The sequence below is a fragment of the Microbacterium sp. MAH-37 genome, from assembly GCF_009758255.1.
Classification (GTDB): Bacteria; Actinomycetota; Actinomycetes; order Actinomycetales; family Microbacteriaceae; genus Microbacterium.
In genome coordinates, this window is the sequence record NZ_WSEN01000004.1 from 23,064 (window position 1) to 39,627 (window position 16,564).

At 69.1% G+C, this 16,564-nt stretch carries 10 protein-coding genes; 8 read left to right on the forward strand and 2 right to left on the reverse strand.

Features of this window, described 5'->3' with window-relative positions:
- The first annotated feature begins 16 nt into the window (after nucleotides 1-16).
- From GON06_RS03625 to GON06_RS03660, 8 genes are read left to right on the forward strand one after another with little or no spacing between them, the layout of a single operon-like run.
- The gene (locus GON06_RS03625; RefSeq protein WP_157310945.1) at nucleotides 17-2,944 is read left to right on the forward strand and encodes a Na+/H+ antiporter subunit A; all 2,928 of its coding nucleotides are present in this window, start codon (nucleotides 17-19) and stop codon (nucleotides 2,942-2,944) included.
- Nucleotides 2,944-3,492, forward strand: a complete 549-nt coding sequence (locus tag GON06_RS03630) for a Na(+)/H(+) antiporter subunit C (protein ID WP_157310946.1) — start codon at nucleotides 2,944-2,946, stop codon at nucleotides 3,490-3,492. The genes GON06_RS03625 and GON06_RS03630 overlap by 1 nt, the downstream gene beginning before the upstream one ends.
- Nucleotides 3,489-5,048, forward strand: a complete 1,560-nt coding sequence (locus tag GON06_RS03635) for a Na+/H+ antiporter subunit D (RefSeq protein ID WP_157310947.1) — start codon at nucleotides 3,489-3,491, stop codon at nucleotides 5,046-5,048. The genes GON06_RS03630 and GON06_RS03635 overlap by 4 nt, the downstream gene beginning before the upstream one ends.
- Nucleotides 5,045-5,629, forward strand: coding sequence for a Na+/H+ antiporter subunit E (locus tag GON06_RS03640; RefSeq protein ID WP_157310948.1), 585 nt, complete (start codon nucleotides 5,045-5,047; stop codon nucleotides 5,627-5,629). Before GON06_RS03635 ends, GON06_RS03640 begins: the two co-directional genes overlap by 4 nt.
- Entirely contained in the window at nucleotides 5,626-5,895 is a 270-nt protein-coding gene (locus GON06_RS03645; protein WP_157310949.1) for a monovalent cation/H+ antiporter complex subunit F, read from the forward strand. Before GON06_RS03640 ends, GON06_RS03645 begins: the two co-directional genes overlap by 4 nt.
- Nucleotides 5,892-6,281 carry a monovalent cation/H(+) antiporter subunit G gene (gene mnhG / locus GON06_RS03650; RefSeq protein WP_157310950.1) on the forward strand — a complete coding sequence of 130 codons (390 nt, stop codon included), beginning with the start codon at nucleotides 5,892-5,894 and terminating at the stop codon, nucleotides 6,279-6,281. Before GON06_RS03645 ends, mnhG begins: the two co-directional genes overlap by 4 nt.
- 46 nt (nucleotides 6,282-6,327) lie before the next feature.
- Nucleotides 6,328-7,638: an FAD-dependent oxidoreductase gene (locus tag GON06_RS03655; RefSeq protein ID WP_198346590.1), complete on the forward strand. Its 1,311-nt coding sequence runs from the start codon at nucleotides 6,328-6,330 to the stop codon at nucleotides 7,636-7,638.
- Entirely contained in the window at nucleotides 7,638-10,661 is a 3,024-nt protein-coding gene (locus tag GON06_RS03660; RefSeq protein WP_157310951.1) for a glycoside hydrolase family 2 TIM barrel-domain containing protein, read from the forward strand. The genes GON06_RS03655 and GON06_RS03660 overlap by 1 nt, the downstream gene beginning before the upstream one ends.
- Nucleotides 10,662-10,673: 12 nt before the next feature.
- Here GON06_RS03660 and GON06_RS03665 read toward each other — a convergent pair whose 3' ends face one another.
- Both GON06_RS03665 and GON06_RS03670 read right to left on the reverse strand, forming a co-directional pair.
- Complete coding sequence (locus tag GON06_RS03665) at nucleotides 10,674-12,569, reverse strand: hypothetical protein (RefSeq protein WP_157310952.1); 1,896 nt, start codon at nucleotides 12,567-12,569, stop codon at nucleotides 10,674-10,676.
- 68 nt (nucleotides 12,570-12,637) lie between these two features.
- Nucleotides 12,638-16,387 carry an Ig-like domain-containing protein gene (locus GON06_RS03670; protein WP_198346591.1) on the reverse strand — a complete coding sequence of 1,250 codons (3,750 nt, stop codon included), beginning with the start codon at nucleotides 16,385-16,387 and terminating at the stop codon, nucleotides 12,638-12,640.
- Between the last annotated feature and the right edge of the window lie 177 nt (nucleotides 16,388-16,564).

The following is a 16,564-nucleotide window of genomic DNA, read 5'->3' on the forward strand; positions in this document are numbered from 1 at the left end:
GCGTGAGGAGCCGCTTATGACGTTGCTCCTCGCCGTGTTCCTTGCGGGCTCTCTTCTGCTTCCCGCTCTGATCCGATGGCTGGGAGCCCAGGCGTTCGCCGTCGGAGCCCTCATCCCCGCGGCCGCCTTCGTCCACGCGCTCGTGCTCACCCCGCAGGTGCTCGATCCGGCGACCATCCCGTTCGAGACCTACCCGTGGATCCCGCAGCTGGGCCTGAACCTCTCCATGCGCATGACGCCGCTGAGCTGGGTCATGACGCTGATCGTGACCGGCGTCGGTGCGCTGGTGCTGTTCTACTGCCGCTGGTACTTCTTCGACGAGGGCCGTGAGGTCGGCCAGTTCGCCGGTGTGCTGCTCGGTTTCGCGGGCGCGATGTACGGCCTCGTCCTCACCGATGACCTGATCATGCTCGTGATCTTCTGGGAGATCACCAGCATCCTGTCCTACCTCCTGATCGGCCACTACCGTCGCCGCGCGGCGAGCCGTCGTGCCGCGCTGCAGGCCCTGCTGGTCACGACGCTCGGCGGTCTGGTGCTCTTCGTCGGCGCGATCGTCCTGACCGTGGATGCCGGGACGTCGAGCATCACCGCGCTCCTCGCCGACCCGCCGTCGGGCGCCCTGGTGAACGCCGCGATCGTGATGCTGCTGGTCGGCGCCATCAGCAAGTCGGCGATCTTCCCGTTCCACTTCTGGCTGCCCGGCGCGATGGCAGCGCCGACGCCGGTCAGCGCGTATCTGCACGCCGCGGCGATGGTGAAGGCGGGCATCTACCTGATCGCCCTGTTCGCGCCGGTCTTCGCGCAGGCAGGTCCATGGCGGCCGATCGTCGTCTCGCTGGGTGTGTTCACCATGCTGCTCGGCGGCGTCCAGGCCCTGCGCGAGACCGACCTGAAGCGCATCCTCGCGTTCGGCACGGTAAGCCAGCTGGGCTTCTTCGCCGTGGTGATCGGCTTCGGCACCCAGGCGGCCGCGCTCGGCGGCCTCGCACTCGTCATCGGCCACGCGCTGTTCAAGTCGGCGCTCTTCCTGATCGTCGGCGTGATCGACCGCCAGCTCTCCACCCGTGACATCCGTGAGCTGTCCGGTGTCGGCCGTCAGGCGCCCGTCATGGCGACGACCGCGTTCATCTCGATCGCGTCGATGATGGGCATCGCGCCCACGATCGGATTCGTCGCGAAGGAGTCGTCGCTGACGGCCCTGCTGGATGCCGCTCAGGCGGGGGAGCCCTGGGGCCTGGTGGCGCTGATCGGCGTCATCCTCGGTTCCATGCTGACGGCGGCATACGGCACCCGCTTCCTCTGGGGCGCGTTCTGGACGAAGCGCGACAAGAGAGGCGATCGGCTGCCGGACACGGCCTGGCCAGACCCGCCGGTGGGCTTCCTCTCCGCGCCGATCATCCTCGCCGGTGCGACCATCGGCGTCGGCATAGCCGCCCCGGCGCTGGACATCATGGTGCAGGGCTACGCGATCACCGCGCCGGACGACGGTCACGGCCCCGGTCATCTCGCGCTCTGGCACGGCTTCGAACCGGCTCTGGGCATCTCGATCCTGTCGATCCTGATCGGCATCGGCGTCTTCCTGCTCACCCGCCGCACCGGCTGGGACGCGAAGCCGCGTCTGCTGCGCTTCACCGCCGCCGACGTCTACTACCTGGTCATGCGCGGCGTCGACCGGCTCTCGGTGCTGACCACCACGCTCACCCAGCGCGGTTCGCTGCCGATCTACGTCGGCACGATCTTCGTGGTCTTCATCGCCGCCGAGGCGACCGCACTGGTCATGTCCGGCACTCCGCAGGCCATGCAGCTCTCGGCATGGCACACGCCCGCGCAGATCGTCGTGGCCCCGATCATGGCGGCCGCCGGCGTCGTCGCGGTGCGCGCACGCAAGCGCTACACCGGCGTCGTCCTGGTCTCGGTGACCGGCCTCGGCATGGTCGTGCTCTTCGCAACCAGCGGAGCCCCCGACCTCGCGCTCACGCAGATCCTCGTCGAGACGGTGACGATGGTCACGTTCGCCTTGGTGCTGCGCCGTCTGCCGTCGCGGATGGGGGAGCACAATGCGTCGGTCGGCCGGCTGCCCCGTGCCCTGCTCGCCGTCGGCGCCGGCGCGACGATGGCGCTGGTCGCGATCGTCGCCCCTCAGGCGCGGATCACCGGGCCGATCTCGGTCGCCTTCCCGCAGCTCGCATACGAGCTCGGTCACGGCAAGAACGTGGTCAACGTCGCCCTGGTCGACCTGCGCGGGTGGGACACGATGGGCGAGCTCAGCGTCCTCGTGCTCGCGGCCACCGGCGTGGCATCCCTCGTGTTCGTCTCGCACCGCGCGGATCTGCTCTCCAGCACGCGCGCGCTGCCGGCGACGTCGCGCCGCCGGGGCGACCGCCGTCCCCTCATCGAGACCGTCGACGGGCCGCGCTTCCAGACCCCGGAGAACCGCTCCGGCAACCGCGCCTGGCTGATCGGCAGCCAGCAGCAGAAGCCGGAGAACCGCTCGATCCTGCTCGAGGTGATCGTGCGCATCCTGTTCCACACGGTCATCGTCGTGTCGATCTACCTCCTCTTCGCCGGACACAACGGGCCGGGCGGCGGTTTCGCGGGCGGCCTGGTCGCCGGCATGGCGCTCGTCATGCGGTACATCGCCGGCGGACGCTGGGAGCTGGGCGCCGCCGCGCCGACGGATGCCGGCCGCCTGCTCGGCGCCGGCCTGATCCTCGCCGTCGGCGATGCCGTGGTTCCGCTGCTGTTCGGTCTCGCACCGCTGCAGAGCGTGGTGTGGGAGGCGGATGTCCCGGTGCTGGGCCACCTGGAGTTCGTCTCGTCGACGATCTTCGACATCGGCGTCTACCTGGTGGTCATCGGTCTGGTGCTGGACGTGCTGCGCAGCCTCGGCGCCGAGGTCGACCGGCAGACGGCTCTGATGCGCGAGCGGGGGGTGCACATCTGATGGACGTGTCGCTCACCCTGATCATCGTGATGGCCGTGCTGTTCGCCTGCGGCGTCTACGCGATGATGGAGCGCAGCCTGACCCGCGTGCTGATCGGATTCCTGCTGCTCGGCAACGCCGTGAACCTGCTGCTGCTGATCGTGATGGGCGTGCCGGGCAAGGCTCCGTTCTTCGGCGAGGACGGCGACCTCAGCGATCCGCTGCCGCAGGCGCTGACCCTGACGGCGATCGTGATCACGTTCGCCGTATCGGCGTTCCTGCTCGCACTGATCTACCGCTCCTGGCAGCTCGGCCAGGCAGACACCGTCGAGGACGACGAGGAGGACATCGCCATCCGCGAGCGCACGATCTCGGAGGAGGAGGTCTTCGACGACGAGTCCGACATCGGCGACGACGACGCGACCACCGACTTCGTCGGCGAGCAGACCGCGCCGATCACGGTGCTGCACATGCGCGACGTGCCCGGCATCCGGGACGACGCTCCGGTGGACATGGCGGATGCTGCGCCGCTCGACGCGCGCCGAGACGACGAGGGGGACCGCACATGACCGCGCTCGTCCCGCTGCTCGTCGCCCTGCCGCTGCTGGGCGCCGCGATCACGCTCGTCTTCGGGCGCAGTCCGCGGCTGCAGGTGCTGGTGTCGGCGATCACCCTGGCATCCGTCTCGGTGATCGCGGCGATCCTGCTGGTCGTCGTCGACCGCAGCGGCACGCCGATCGCCGTCTCGGTGGGCGGCTGGCCGATCCCGTTCGGCATCGTGCTCTACGTCGACCGGTTCGCGGCCCTGCTCGTGCTCACCTCGGCGATCGTGCTGCTCGCGGTGCTGCTGTTCTCGATCGGCCAGGGCGCCGCGGACGGCGCGGAGGACACCCCGACCTCGATCTTCAACCCGTCGTACCTGATCCTCGCCGCCGGCATCTTCAACGCGTTCATCGCGGGCGACCTGTTCAACCTCTACGTGGGATTCGAGATCCTGCTGGTCGCCTCGTACGTGCTGATCACCCTGGGCAGCACCGAGTCCCGCATCCGCACCGGGTCGGTGTACATCGTCGTCTCGCTGGTGTCGTCGATCCTGTTCCTCGCCGCGATCGCGGCGATCTACGGCGCCGTCGGCACGGTGAACATGGCGCAGGTCGCCGAGCGGGTGGCGCAGCTGCCGCAGGACACCCAGCTGGTGCTGCACCTCATGCTGGTGATCGCGTTCGGCATCAAGGCGGCGATCTTCCCGGTGTCGTTCTGGCTGCCCGACTCGTATCCGACCGCTCCGGCCCCGGTGACCGCGGTGTTCGCCGGCCTGCTGACGAAGGTCGGCGTGTACGCGCTGATCCGCACCGAGACGCAGCTGTTCGCGCAGAACAGCATCGACACGCTGCTGATGATCGTGGGCCTCGCGACGATGATCATCGGCATCCTCGGCGCGGTCGCGCAGGCAGAGCTGAAGAGGATCCTGTCGTTCACGCTGGTCAGCCATGTCGGCTACATGATCTTCGGCCTCGCGATCGCGACCGAGGCGGGCGTGGGCGCAACGGTGTACTACATCGTGCACCACATCGTCGTGCAGACGACGCTGTTCCTCGCGGTCGGTCTCATCGAGCGCAGAGCGGGCAGCACCAGCATCCTGCGGGTGAAGGGCCTGATGAAGGCGGCGCCGGTGCTCGCCGTGCTGTACTTCGTGCCGGCGATCAACCTCGGCGGCCTGCCGCCGTTCTCGGGCTTCATCGGCAAGATCGGCCTGTTCCAGGCAGCGGCGGATGTCGGCACGCCACTGCTCTACGTGCTGATCGGCGGCGGCATCCTGACCTCGCTGCTGACGCTCTACGCGCTGATGCGCGCCTGGAACCTCGCCTTCTGGCGCGAGGACGACGACGCGGCAGAAGAGGGCGAGAGCAGGCACGGCTACCTCGCCGGCGCACCGGCGGCCGACGAGCAGCAGGAGCGCCGCCGCATCCCCGCGATCATGACGATCGCGACCGGAGGCATGGTCGGGGTGACACTGGTACTGACGATCTTCGCCGGCCCGCTGTACGCGCTGTGCGACCGCATCGGCACCGGCCTGCTGCAGCCGGTGACCCTCGTGCAGCTGGATGAGGAGGCGAGCGGATGAGTCCCGAATCGCGCCGCGGCCTCGCCCACGACATCTGGGTTCAGCTGCCCTTCCTCGCCTGGCTCGTCGTGCTCTGGATGCTGCTCTGGCACCAGTTCACGCCACTGGCCTTCGTGACGGGCCTGGTCGTGGCGGTCTTCGTGACCCGGGTGTTCCGGCTGCCGACGGTGGAGCTGTCCGGCCGGATCAACGTCTGGTACGCGTTCCTGTTCGTCGTCCAGTTCCTGTGGGCCGTGGTGATGGGCGCGCTGAGCGTCACCATCCAGGTGTTCGACTTCCGCCGCCAGCCGGGCGCCGCGATCATCGCGGTGCCGCTGCGGTACGCCGACGACCTGATCATGACGCACGTGTCGGTCACGTCGTCGCTGATCCCCGGGTCGCTCGTGATCGAGGCCGACCGCGACCGCGGCATCCTCTATCTGCACGTCATCGGCGTGCACACGAAGGCGGATGTCGAGGAGTTCCGGGCCGAGGTGCTCCGCTGGGAGCGACGGATCGTGCGCGCGCTCGGGACGCCGGCGCAGTACCGTGCGCTGAAGGCGGACGAGGCGACGCGCGTCGGGGAAGGAGCTCGCCGATGAACATCCTTCTGGGCATCATCCTGGTGGTCTTCGGGGTCGCCGCCGTCCTCACGCTGATCCGCATCGTGCGGGGCCCGTCGATCCTCGACCGCGCCGTCGCGAGTGACGTGCTGCTCACCGAGGTGATGTGCGTGCTGGGCGCCGAGATGGCGATCAATGGGCACACGCGCAACATCCCCGTGCTGCTGGTGATCGCGATGATCGGCGTGTTCGGATCGATCGCGGTGGCGCGGTTCGTGGCACGAAGGGACAACACCCCCTCATGAACGTGTTCGGACTCGAGATCCCCGACGCCGTCCTCGACGTCGTCGTGCTGGTGCTGATCCTCATCGGAGCACTCCTGTGCCTGTCGGCGGCGGTCGGGTTGCTGCACTTCCGGGGCGTCCCGTCACGCCTGCACGCGGCGACCAAGCCGCAGGTGCTCGGGCTGCTGGTGATCTGCATCGCGATCGCGCTGTCGCAGCGCAGCGTCGGCGGCATCCTGATCGGGCTGGTGATCGTCGCCCCGGTGGTGCTGATGCAGTTCGCGACGGCGCCGCTGTCGGCGCATATGGTGGGCCGGCAGGCCTACCGCAACGGATCGGTCGATGAGCGCGAGCTCGTGGTCGACGAGTACGCCGAGTCGAAGACGACGCCGCCGGGCGCGGGCTGAGGAAAAAGGGATAGCGGTTTCCCTCACGCGGCCATAGGCTGGTTTCGTGAATGATTCAAACGTTTCAATCGAGGACGTCGACGCGGACGCCGACGTCCTCGTCGTCGGCGGGGGTCCTGCAGGAGTCAGCGCCGCGATCCAGGCGGCGCGGTCAGGTGCGCGGACCGTCCTGATCGAGAAGAACGGGATGCTGGGCGGTACGACGACCACCGCCGGCATCAACTTCCCCGGGCTGTTCCACGCCTGGGGGGAGCAGGTCATCGCCGGGATCGGCTGGGAGATGGTCCTGGCCACGATGGAGCTCGAAGGGGCGGAGCTGCCCGACTTCTCCCGCACCGACCTGCCGCACTGGCGCCTGCAGCTTCGGGTGAATGCTCCGCTGTACGCGGCGATCCAGAGCGAGACTGTCGCGGCGTCCGGTGTCGACCTGCGCCTGCACACCATGCTCGCCGGGCTCAGCTGGCGAGGCGGCGGCTGGGATGCCGTGCTGGCGGGGAAGGAGGGCCTGCAGCGCATTCGGGTGGCGCGAGTGGTGGACTGCTCAGGCGACGCGGATGCGGTCGGGCTCGCCGGTCTCACGCGCCTGCGCAACGATGCCAAGCAGCCGGGGACGATGGCGATCCTCCTGGACGGCTACGACGCGGATGCCCTGGACTACGACGTGCTGAACGAGGAGTACGACCGGGCCATCGCCGAAGGGCGGATCCTGCCGAGTGACTTCGGCGCGCACGGACGAGTGCTGGAGCCGTTCATGCGGAAGAAGGGCGACAATGCGATCCACCTCACGGGGATCGACGGGTCGACGTCTGCCGGCCGCACCGAGGCGGAGACCGCCGGCCGCGCGGCGCTGCTGCGCATCTTCCGCTTCCTCAAGCCACTCCCGGGCCTGGAGGGCCTGACCGTGTCATACGGAGCGACGGAGGTCGGCATCCGGGAGACCTGCACGATCGACGGCATCCGCCGTCTCACCGGCGCCGAGTATCTCAGCGGCGAGGTCTGGGACGACGCGGTGTGCTTCAGCTACTACCCGATCGACATCCACCGGCCCGACGGCAACGGGATCGCCAAGACCTATCTCGCCGAGGGTCGCGTCGCGACGATCCCGCTGTCGGCGATGATCCCGAAGGAGAACAGGAACATCGTCGTCGCCGGCCGTTGCATCGCGGGTGACCAGGAGGCGAACTCCGCCTACCGCGTGCAAGCCAGCGCCATGGCCACGGGTCAGGCGGCCGGTGCCGCCGCGGCGCTCGCCGCCGCACGCGGGGTGGCGATCGACGACGTGCCCGTTGACGACCTGCGGGCGCTGCTGCGCAGGCACGGGGCGATCGTTCCCGAGCCTGAAGGCGCGGCAAGGTGATGACGACACTTGAACAGTCCCTGCCTGACGGTCGTTCGCAGGCAGTTGAGCGGCTGCTGCCGGCACGCGCATGGTTCGCCAGTGATACTGCCCGCATCGACCTCAGCGGCACCTGGGCGTTCGCGCTCCGGACCGATGGGGAGAGCCCTGCAGGGTCGCCCGCGGTGGACTTCGACGATGGGGGCTGGGATCGTATCGCCGTGCCGTCTCACTGGGTGCTCTCCGGCGACGGCGCGTACGGGCGACCGCAATACACCAACGTCGTGCTGCCCATACCGCTCGACCCGCCGCACGTGCCCGATCACAACCCGACTGGCACCTACCGGCGCACCTTCGTGCTGGACGCCGCCTGGTTCGACGGCGGCCGCGTGATCGTGCGCACCGAGGGGATCGAGTCCGAGGCGACGATCTGGATCAACGGCCAGCGGTTGGGAGCGTGCACCGGTTCGCGTCTCGCGCACGAGTTCGACGCCACCGACCTGCTGCGGCCGGGGGAGAACCTCGTCGTCGCCCGCGTGCGGCAGTGGTCGAGTGCCACCTATCTCGAGGATCAGGACCAGTGGTGGATGCCGGGGATCTTCCGCGAGATCGTGCTGCTGCACCGCCCTTCCGGGTGCATCGACGACGTCTGGCTGCGTGCCGGGTTCGACCACGGGAGCGGCACCGGAACCATCGACCCGGAGATCGTGGCCGGGCCGGACGCGTGGCCGATCACGCTCCGTATCCCTGAGCTGGGTGTCGAGGAGACCTGGGCGGATGCGGCGTCCGTCCGTCCGTTGCGCGTCGGTGCCGTGCAGCCCTGGTCTGCGGAAGTGCCGTTCCTGTACGACGCGGATGTCGTCTCGCGAGCGGAGACGGTCCGGCTGCGACTGGGATTTCGGACGGTGCGCATCCGCGGACGGGTGCTCGAGGTGAACGGGCGGCCGATCACGATCCGCGGGGTGAACAGGCATGAGGTCGACACCGACCACGGGCGCGTGTTCGACGAGGAACGCGCTCGCCGCGATCTGATTCTGATGAAGCAGCACAATGTCGACGGGATCCGCACTTCGCATTACCCGCCGCATCCACGTCTGCTCGATCTCGCCGACGAGCTGGGACTATGGGTCCTGCTCGAGTGCGACCTCGAGACGCATGCGTTCCTGCACGCGGAGCCGGAATGGGGCGGCAATCCGGTCGACGACCCGGCGTGGGCCGACGATCTGCTGGATCGCATGCAGCGCACCGTCGAGCGCGACAAGAACCACCCCAGCATCATCATCTGGTCGCCTGGGAACGAGAGCGGCACGGGTCAGAACATCGCGGCGATGATCGACTGGACGAAGCGTCGTGATCCCGGCCGGCCTGTCGTCTACGAGGGCGACTACTCCACAGAGCACACCCAGATCTACGCCCGCATGTACCCGACGTACGAGGAGATCGACGCCGCCCTCGCCGAGACCGGACCCGTCGGCGTCGCCTCGCATCCCGCGTCCCGCATCACTGCGGATCAAGAGCATCGTGCGCGCACGCTGCCGTATCTCCTGATCGAGTACGCACACGCGATGGGAACGGGGCCGGGCGGGCTCGCCGGCTACGCCGACCGAATTCTCGCCGATGACCGCATCCTCGGCGGCTTCGTGTGGGAGTGGCGCGATCACACCCTTCGAGCCACAGCCGAGGACGGCACGGCGTTCCCGGCGTACGGCGGGGACTTCGGCGAGGAGGTGCACGACGGCAACTTCTGCGCCGACGGTCTGGTCGCGGGCGACGACAGGGTGCGGGCAGGGCTGGTCGCGTACGCTCAGGTGTTCGCTCCAGTCACCGCGGAATGCACGGATGCCGGGATCGAGATTCGCTCGCAGCGCGTGTTCACGGACACGTCGGATCTCCGCGTGCAGTGGTCGGTCGCGCTCGACGGCGATGAGATCGGACGGGGGACGGTGTCTGCTCCGCCCGTCCCGGCCGGCGACCGCCTGACCGTCGAGGAGCCCGGCGAGCTGACCCGGCTGCTGGAGGAGGAACGGCGCGCTGGCGAACTCACGGTGACGCTCGAGGTCGTCCTGGCAGAGGATGTTCCGTGGGCGCCCGCAGGACACGTGATCTCGTGGTGGCAGCAGGCGGTCCGCTCGACGGCGCCCGCTGCGCCGCGCAGCACGTTCTCTGGTGAGCCGCCGGCGCCAGTTCGGCTCGATGCGTCCACCGGCGATCCGCTCGACATCGGCGGCGTGCCCGTCACGGCGTCCGTCATCGAGCTGTGGCGCGCGCCGACCGACAACGATCTGGGGCGCGGACCGCTGGAGTACGAGACGGTTCCGCCGTCGCCCGGCAACGTCGGCGAGGGCTCCGGCGTGCATGGGGTGTCCGCTGCTGAGCGGTGGCGCTGGCGCGGTCTCGACCGACTGCAGAGGCGCACGGTCCTGCGGGAAGGCACTGAAACGGGCGCGCACACGATCGACCGGTGGATGCCGGCCGGGACAGGCGAGGGCGTCGACGCCGAGTTCGTGTGGTCGATGGAGGGCGATATCGCGCTCTGCGACGTCACGCTGCGTCCCGTCCACCCGAGCAACGATGGAATCTGGCCCCGCGCAGCCTGGCGGCTGCAGCTTCCCGATGACGACTGGATGGCCGAGTGGTACGGCCTGGGACCGGGGGAGTCGTACCCCGACCTCATGGACGGGGTGCGACTCGGCCGCTGGAGCGCATCGATCGACGACCTGGCGCCGAACGTCGCGCGCCCGCAGGAGTCGGGGCACCGCAGCGGCCTTCGGCGCCTGCTGCTGACGGCTCCCGGCCGCTCTGGCCTGCGGATCGACGTGCTGGCGGGCGATCCAGGTTTCTCGCTGCGGCGCTGGGATGCACAGGAGCTGGCTGCGGCGTCGCATCCGCATCTGCTTCCCCCGCCGCGCGCGGCTCATCTCAGCATCGAGCTCGGCATGCACGGCATCGGCACACGGTCGTGCGGACCCGACGTGCGGCCGGAGCACGCCCTCCGGCCGCACACCCTGCGGACACTGCTCGCGTTCTCGGCGTTGCCTGAGTGATGCACGCGGTGGTCAGCGACCTCGCCGCGCGAGCGCGTGATCGCGATGGGTGCCGACCGTCGTCCTCGCCGCGAGAGCGAGCTCGACGTGAGCCAGACGCATCACGTCGCCGTCGGTCATGACTTCCGCCGCGGCGGGTTCGCGCGTCGCATCCGGCGCTGCCATGCGCAGCGTGCCGGCGGCGAACGCCGTCCCGAGCTCGCTGAACACGAGTTCCTCCGCGGTATCGGCGTCGAGCCAGAGGACGTCGATCAGGACGGTGTCGAGTGCGCGGGTCACCCGGACAGGCGGTCGCTGATCGCGGAACCCGGCAGCGGCGAGCGTCCAGTCCAGCTGCACGGCCGGCGTCCGCACCGCCACATCGCGCCCTTCGGCGCTTTTCCCGGCGGCGAGCGGCGCTCCGTCGACGAGCACGGTCGCGGTCTCCTCGACACCGGTGATCGTGAATCGGACCAGCAGCCGCGTGGTGGCACGGGCCTCTCCGGGACGGATGCCGTCCAGATGGATATGCTCATCGCCGCCGGGGCAGGCCAGTCCGAAGGTCCACAGCACCGTTCCGTCGCGCTGCGCGGAGCCGAAGACTCCGGCCGAGAACGCGTGGCCGTCACGGATCGCCTCGGCGGTCACTGAACGCATCGGCGTGTGCAGATCGAGCGGGTCGTCGCCGGGCTCGGCCCAGAACCCGAGCAGCGGACGTCGCTGCAGCCAGGTGTCACTGTGCGCGATCGTCCCGAGCGTGCGCGGTCCGTCGAACCAGGTCGTGCCGACCGCGGGCAGGGTCACCGCATCCCGCTCCCGGACATCCGCTGCGGAGACGCCGGCGAACTCCTCGTCCAGATGGTGCACTTGCGAGAACCGCTCGACGACCATGCCATCGGGCGCGGCGGACAGACGCGGGAGCAGGTCGTCCGGGATGCGGTAGTCGACGACCGCATCGTGCGCTCGCCCGATCGCGGGCGTGATGTCGGAACTGCCGGCGATCGTCCAGTGCGCCGGATCGACGCGCTGCAGGATCATCCGAACGCCCTGCGGGCGCAGCTCGCCCTTGTCGAGCCGGATGTCGGTGTCGTAGCAGCGCGCCATCGGGCCGGACAACCGTCCCGTCGCCGGGTGCCAGCGGGCGAGGAAGTGCTCCCAGGCCAGACGCTCGAGCGCCGCGGCCTGTGCAGCCGCCTGTTCGTCGCCGACGTACTGGCGGATCTTCGTCAGGGCCTGCTGCACCACGTGCCAATACGTCGGGGAGTTGTACTCCGCGAAGGTGCGCCCCTCCTGCAGCCGCGCATGCAGCCGGCCCAGGTGGTCGCGGGCGTGCTCGGTGAGCTGCTCGTCGGCGAGCAGCTCACCCGCGGCGAGCAGGACGAACGCACCCTTCGCCGCGACGTTCGTGTAGTCGATGTCGACGTTGCGACGGATGATCGATTCGGCCGCCCTGCGCAGCCCGATCCGTGCCGCATCGGCGGTGCCGTGGGTCAGCGTCCGGCCGTGCCGGTACAGCACCAGTGCGATGAGCTCGCCGATGAAGTCCGCCCAGTTCCAGTCCGGGGGCGACATCTCGCTGAGCGGCTCCTCGGCCCAGTACGGCCACACGCCATATGTGGCGCTGGTCGGATCGGCGTCCTGCAGGCGCAGCACAGCGTTCAGCACTCGCTCGCCGCGCTCAGTGCGCCCTGCTTCGAACAGCGCGAGCGCGTAGTCCATACCGCTGCGCACGAAGTGCGCCTCGCCGCTGATGATCTTCGTGTGGATCGGGTTGTACGGCGCGGCGACGAGCGGCAGATCCCACTGCGGATCGTAGACGGCATCCCCCGCGGCGACGGCCGCGGCGATCAGCGCCTCGACCAGGTCGTCCACGTGTTCCGTCGTCCTCCCGCTCGACGATGCGAGAACTGCTGCGTCTGCTGCCGTCATGGTGTTCCTCATTCTGTCGTGCGCGCGGGCGGATCCCTGTGGAGGTCCGCCCGCGCGCAGCCGGTGCATCAGCAGGCGCCGGCGTCCTTCCAGGGGCTCTTCTTGCCGGTGCCGGGTTCGTCGCCTCTGGACCGCCACTGAGCGTCCCAGCGGTGGTCCTTCCAGATCACGGAGGCCCCGGCTTCGTAGACGCCAGAAGCCGTCCACGCTCCGCCGTCGCCGGCGGCGCATTCGGTCGGGGCTCCCTCCTCGGCCCAGGGGCCCTTGACCGAAGCGCCTGGGATGTCCTTGGCGCCGGCCGCCCATTGGGCCACGTACACGGCGCCCTCGTGGCTGACTCTGGCACCCTTCTCATAGGACGTCGAGGTCCAGGCCACCGGAAGCACGCGCACCGCGTGCTTCGTGGTGACAGTGGCATCCGACGCAGCGGCTGCCGTGATCGTGACCGCCCCCTCGGCGGCGCCGTGGACCGTGCCGTCCGGGTCGACAGTCGCGACAGCGGGATCCGACGATGTCCAGGTGACCTCCTGTACGGCGCCCGCCGGACCGACGGTCGCGGCGAGGGCGATGTCGTCCCCGGCGGCGACGGCATCGCCACCGGTCACTTCGACCGCCTCGGCTGCAGGCACCTGCGGCTCGGGCGCGTCCGCGAACGCGAGCGGCAGGTGCTGGGTGACATCCTTCGTCTTGCCGATGCCGGAGGCCCATTCGATGTATCCCATCCGCACGTCGTTCGCGACGTCGTTCACGAGGAAGGAGTATGAGAGCACCTCGGATGCCGGGTCGATGCCCATCTGCGCCCAGCTGATCGGCACGGTGTACGTGGTGGTCTTGGCATTCTCGTCGCGCACGACCGTCGTCCCGGGCAGCTCGACGGGGGCAGCGGGGGAAGAGAACCGGTACGTTCCGACACCGCTGTCCAGGAGCGCCACGCCGTACTCGACGCGGGGGCCGTTGGCCTCGGGTAGACCGGGCGCCAGGGAGAGCTGGATCGAGTCCCCGTTGTAGAGCTGCGATGCCGCACCGGCCGGATCGTGCGCGGGATCGGTGATCACTGCGTGCACGACGATGCCGTCAGCCGTGCGCCCGACCCACATCGTGCCGCCGACCGATGGCTCGGTCTCGTTCGAGAGCCGGATGAAGGTGCCGGTCTTGCCGAGGTCCGCCGCGGAGTGCTCCGACCCCTCCGGGGTGACGGGGGCGAAGGCCGTCTTTCCCGTGACGGTGCGCACCACGCCATCCGAGAACGTCGCCGATGCCGAGTAGTCGTACGGCGTCCACTGCGCGTAACCGGTGATGTCGAAGGTCAGCTGCTCGGTGGAGGCCGGCGCGATGGTCACGTTCGTCGGTGCGCTTCCGCTCAGGTCGCCCACCTCCCACGTCAGCTGGCCGACCACCAGCGGGGTCTCCGCGCTGCGGTTCTCGATGGTGACGAGCAGTTGGGAGGTTCCGGTCTTCGCGGCGAAATGGGGTTTGGCGGTCACGGTCGCCTGGTTGTCGACGACCTTCACCGGCACGTCGATGTGTGCGACGGCGGACCCGGAGCGCTCGACGTCGATCGCCACCTGCGTGGTGCCCACCGAGTCGAAGGCCGGTGCGACGAGGGTCGCCGAGGTCGCCTCGCCCGGCTTCGAGGGGACGCGCACCAGGGTCGTTCCGGTGCGGAAGGTGATCGTGTCGGTGGACGCGTTGGGGCGAGCGGTGTTGTCGACGGTGACCTTGACGCCGAAGCCCTCGGCGAGAGCGACGACGTCGGGTGCGTCCGCCGAGAAGCTCGCCGCGAGCGGCGAGGTCACATCTGTGACCCCGCCGCCCGAGACGTACACCGGCTGGTCGCCGAGGGTCAGCTCGACGATGCCGTTCTCCGGGGTGTAGGTGGTGCTCGCGCCGAACATCGACGTCACGGTGACGTCCTGGTCGGCGTGCACGTGCACGGTCTTCGGACTCGTCGCCCAAAGGACCCAGGTGGAGCCCGCTGCACCCGAGTACTCGTAGGCGTAGGCTCCGGTCTCGGTGTCGCCGGGGCCGACGTACGCCAGCCCGTCCAGCATCCGGGTCAGCACCGCGTAAGCGACGTAGCCCTGCTTCGGGGCGAGCGATGTCAGTCCCTCGCCGCCATTGCGCAGCAACCCGAATCGGTGCTCGCGGTTCGCATCATCGGTGCCGTCCTCGAGCAGGTCGTACACGAACATCTTGTCGGTGCCCGCGGCCTGCAGCAGCACGGAGCCGCGCACGAGGTACTTCGCCTGCTCGGCATCGGTGTTGATCGCCGTGGCCGTCGACCAGCCGAACTCCGTCATCCACAGTGGCTTGTCCTTGCCGTCGTTGTAGTCCCGGATCAGCTGGGCCAGCTGGGCCTGCTTCGCCTCGCCGCGTCCCTCAGGGGCGTACGGGTAGTCGTAAGTGTGCACCGAGACCACGTCGAGGTAGTCCAGCCCTCCGAGTTCGAAGAGGCGGGTGAACCAGGGCAGGTCGATACCGGCGAGAGCGGGGCCGACGACAGTCGCTTCAGGCACGGCGGCCTTGATCGCGGCGTACGTCGGCGCGAGCAGTTGGATGTAGCAGTCCGCGGTGCGACCGCACAGGCCGTTGTTGAAGCCGATGTTGTACTCGTTATAGACCTCGTAGTCGACTGTCGTGCCGTAGTGCTCGGCGACGGCGGCCGCATAGGCCGCGAAACCGGCGATGCCCTCGGGTGTCGATGGCGTGAGGTTGTTGTCGTAGAACTTGTTGCGGTAGTTCAGGATCAGCAGCGGTCGGGAGCCCTGGTCGATGATCGCCTGGATCTTCGCATCACGGGCGGTGTCGAAGGTGTACTCGCCCTTGACCTGCTCGACGCTGGACCAGCTGAGGTCGAAGCGCGCGCTGGCGGCGCCGAGCTCACCGAACACGTCCGCCTGGGCGACCTTCGTCTGCAAGTGATCCGACACCGCGAACGCTGTGTCGTGCGTGCCGTCCCGATCGCCGAGAATCGCGAAGGACGTGTCGCGCACCAGCGCGCCGCCGTCCACCGAGAGGTGCAGATCGTAGTAGCCGCGGGCGAGGCCGGTGAGGTTCAGCGTCGCGGTGCCCGCGCTGGTCGCAACGTCACCGGAGTCGAGCGTCGCCCCCGCGGCATCCGAGAGCGTCCACTGCACGGATGCGCGGTTGCTGGCGACCTGGATGTTCGTGCCCTGGTCGTCGAACAGCATCACAGCCGTCTTGATCGACAGCGTGGGATCCGTCTGCGGAGGAACGCTGGTGTAGTCCTCGAAGCCGGGATTGGCGACGAGGTTCTCGGAGGTGCCCTGCTTGACGATCGACAGGTCGTCGAGCCAGTACGTGCCGGTGTTCTGCTGGATGATGCGGTAGTTGATCGCGGTCTGGGTCGCGGTGGTCGTGTAGGTCCAGGTGGTGCGGGTCCAGTCGTAGGTACCGCCCGGGAACGTCTGCCGGACCGTCCAGTCCGGGCTCAGCACGAACTGCAGCGTGCCCGTCGTCGGGACGTCCTGTGCCCTGACCCATGCCGAGAACTCGTACGTGGTGGAAGGGGTGACGGTGACGGACTGAAGGACGCCGCCGTAGACGTTCGCGGCCTTGGGGGTGGTGTCGACGAGCTTCAGCGAGGCCGCTCCGCCGTGGAAGGTCGCGGTGTCGGCCGTGCTGGTGACATCGGCGCCGCCGTTCACGTACGGCTTCCAGGAGGCGAAGGTGTCGGATTCCGCGATGCCGGCGGTCGCCGACAGCGGGGTGAGAAGGGATGCGGCGATGGCCGCGACTCCCAACAGAGCGGTCCAGGGTCCGTGCCGTCTGGCACGGCTCGGCAATTGATGTTCCATGTGCACTCCCTCGTACATGACGCGGGGCGTCGGCCCGCTTGGGCTAACGCTTTCCCACCTGACGAGCACTGACGCTAGCAGGGCCTGGAAGTGTTAATCAAGGGGTGCCGCTCTGCAATGCGAAAGCGGTTGATCATGGCCTAGCCGCGACGCCGGTGCGCAGTTCGCTGCCCCGCC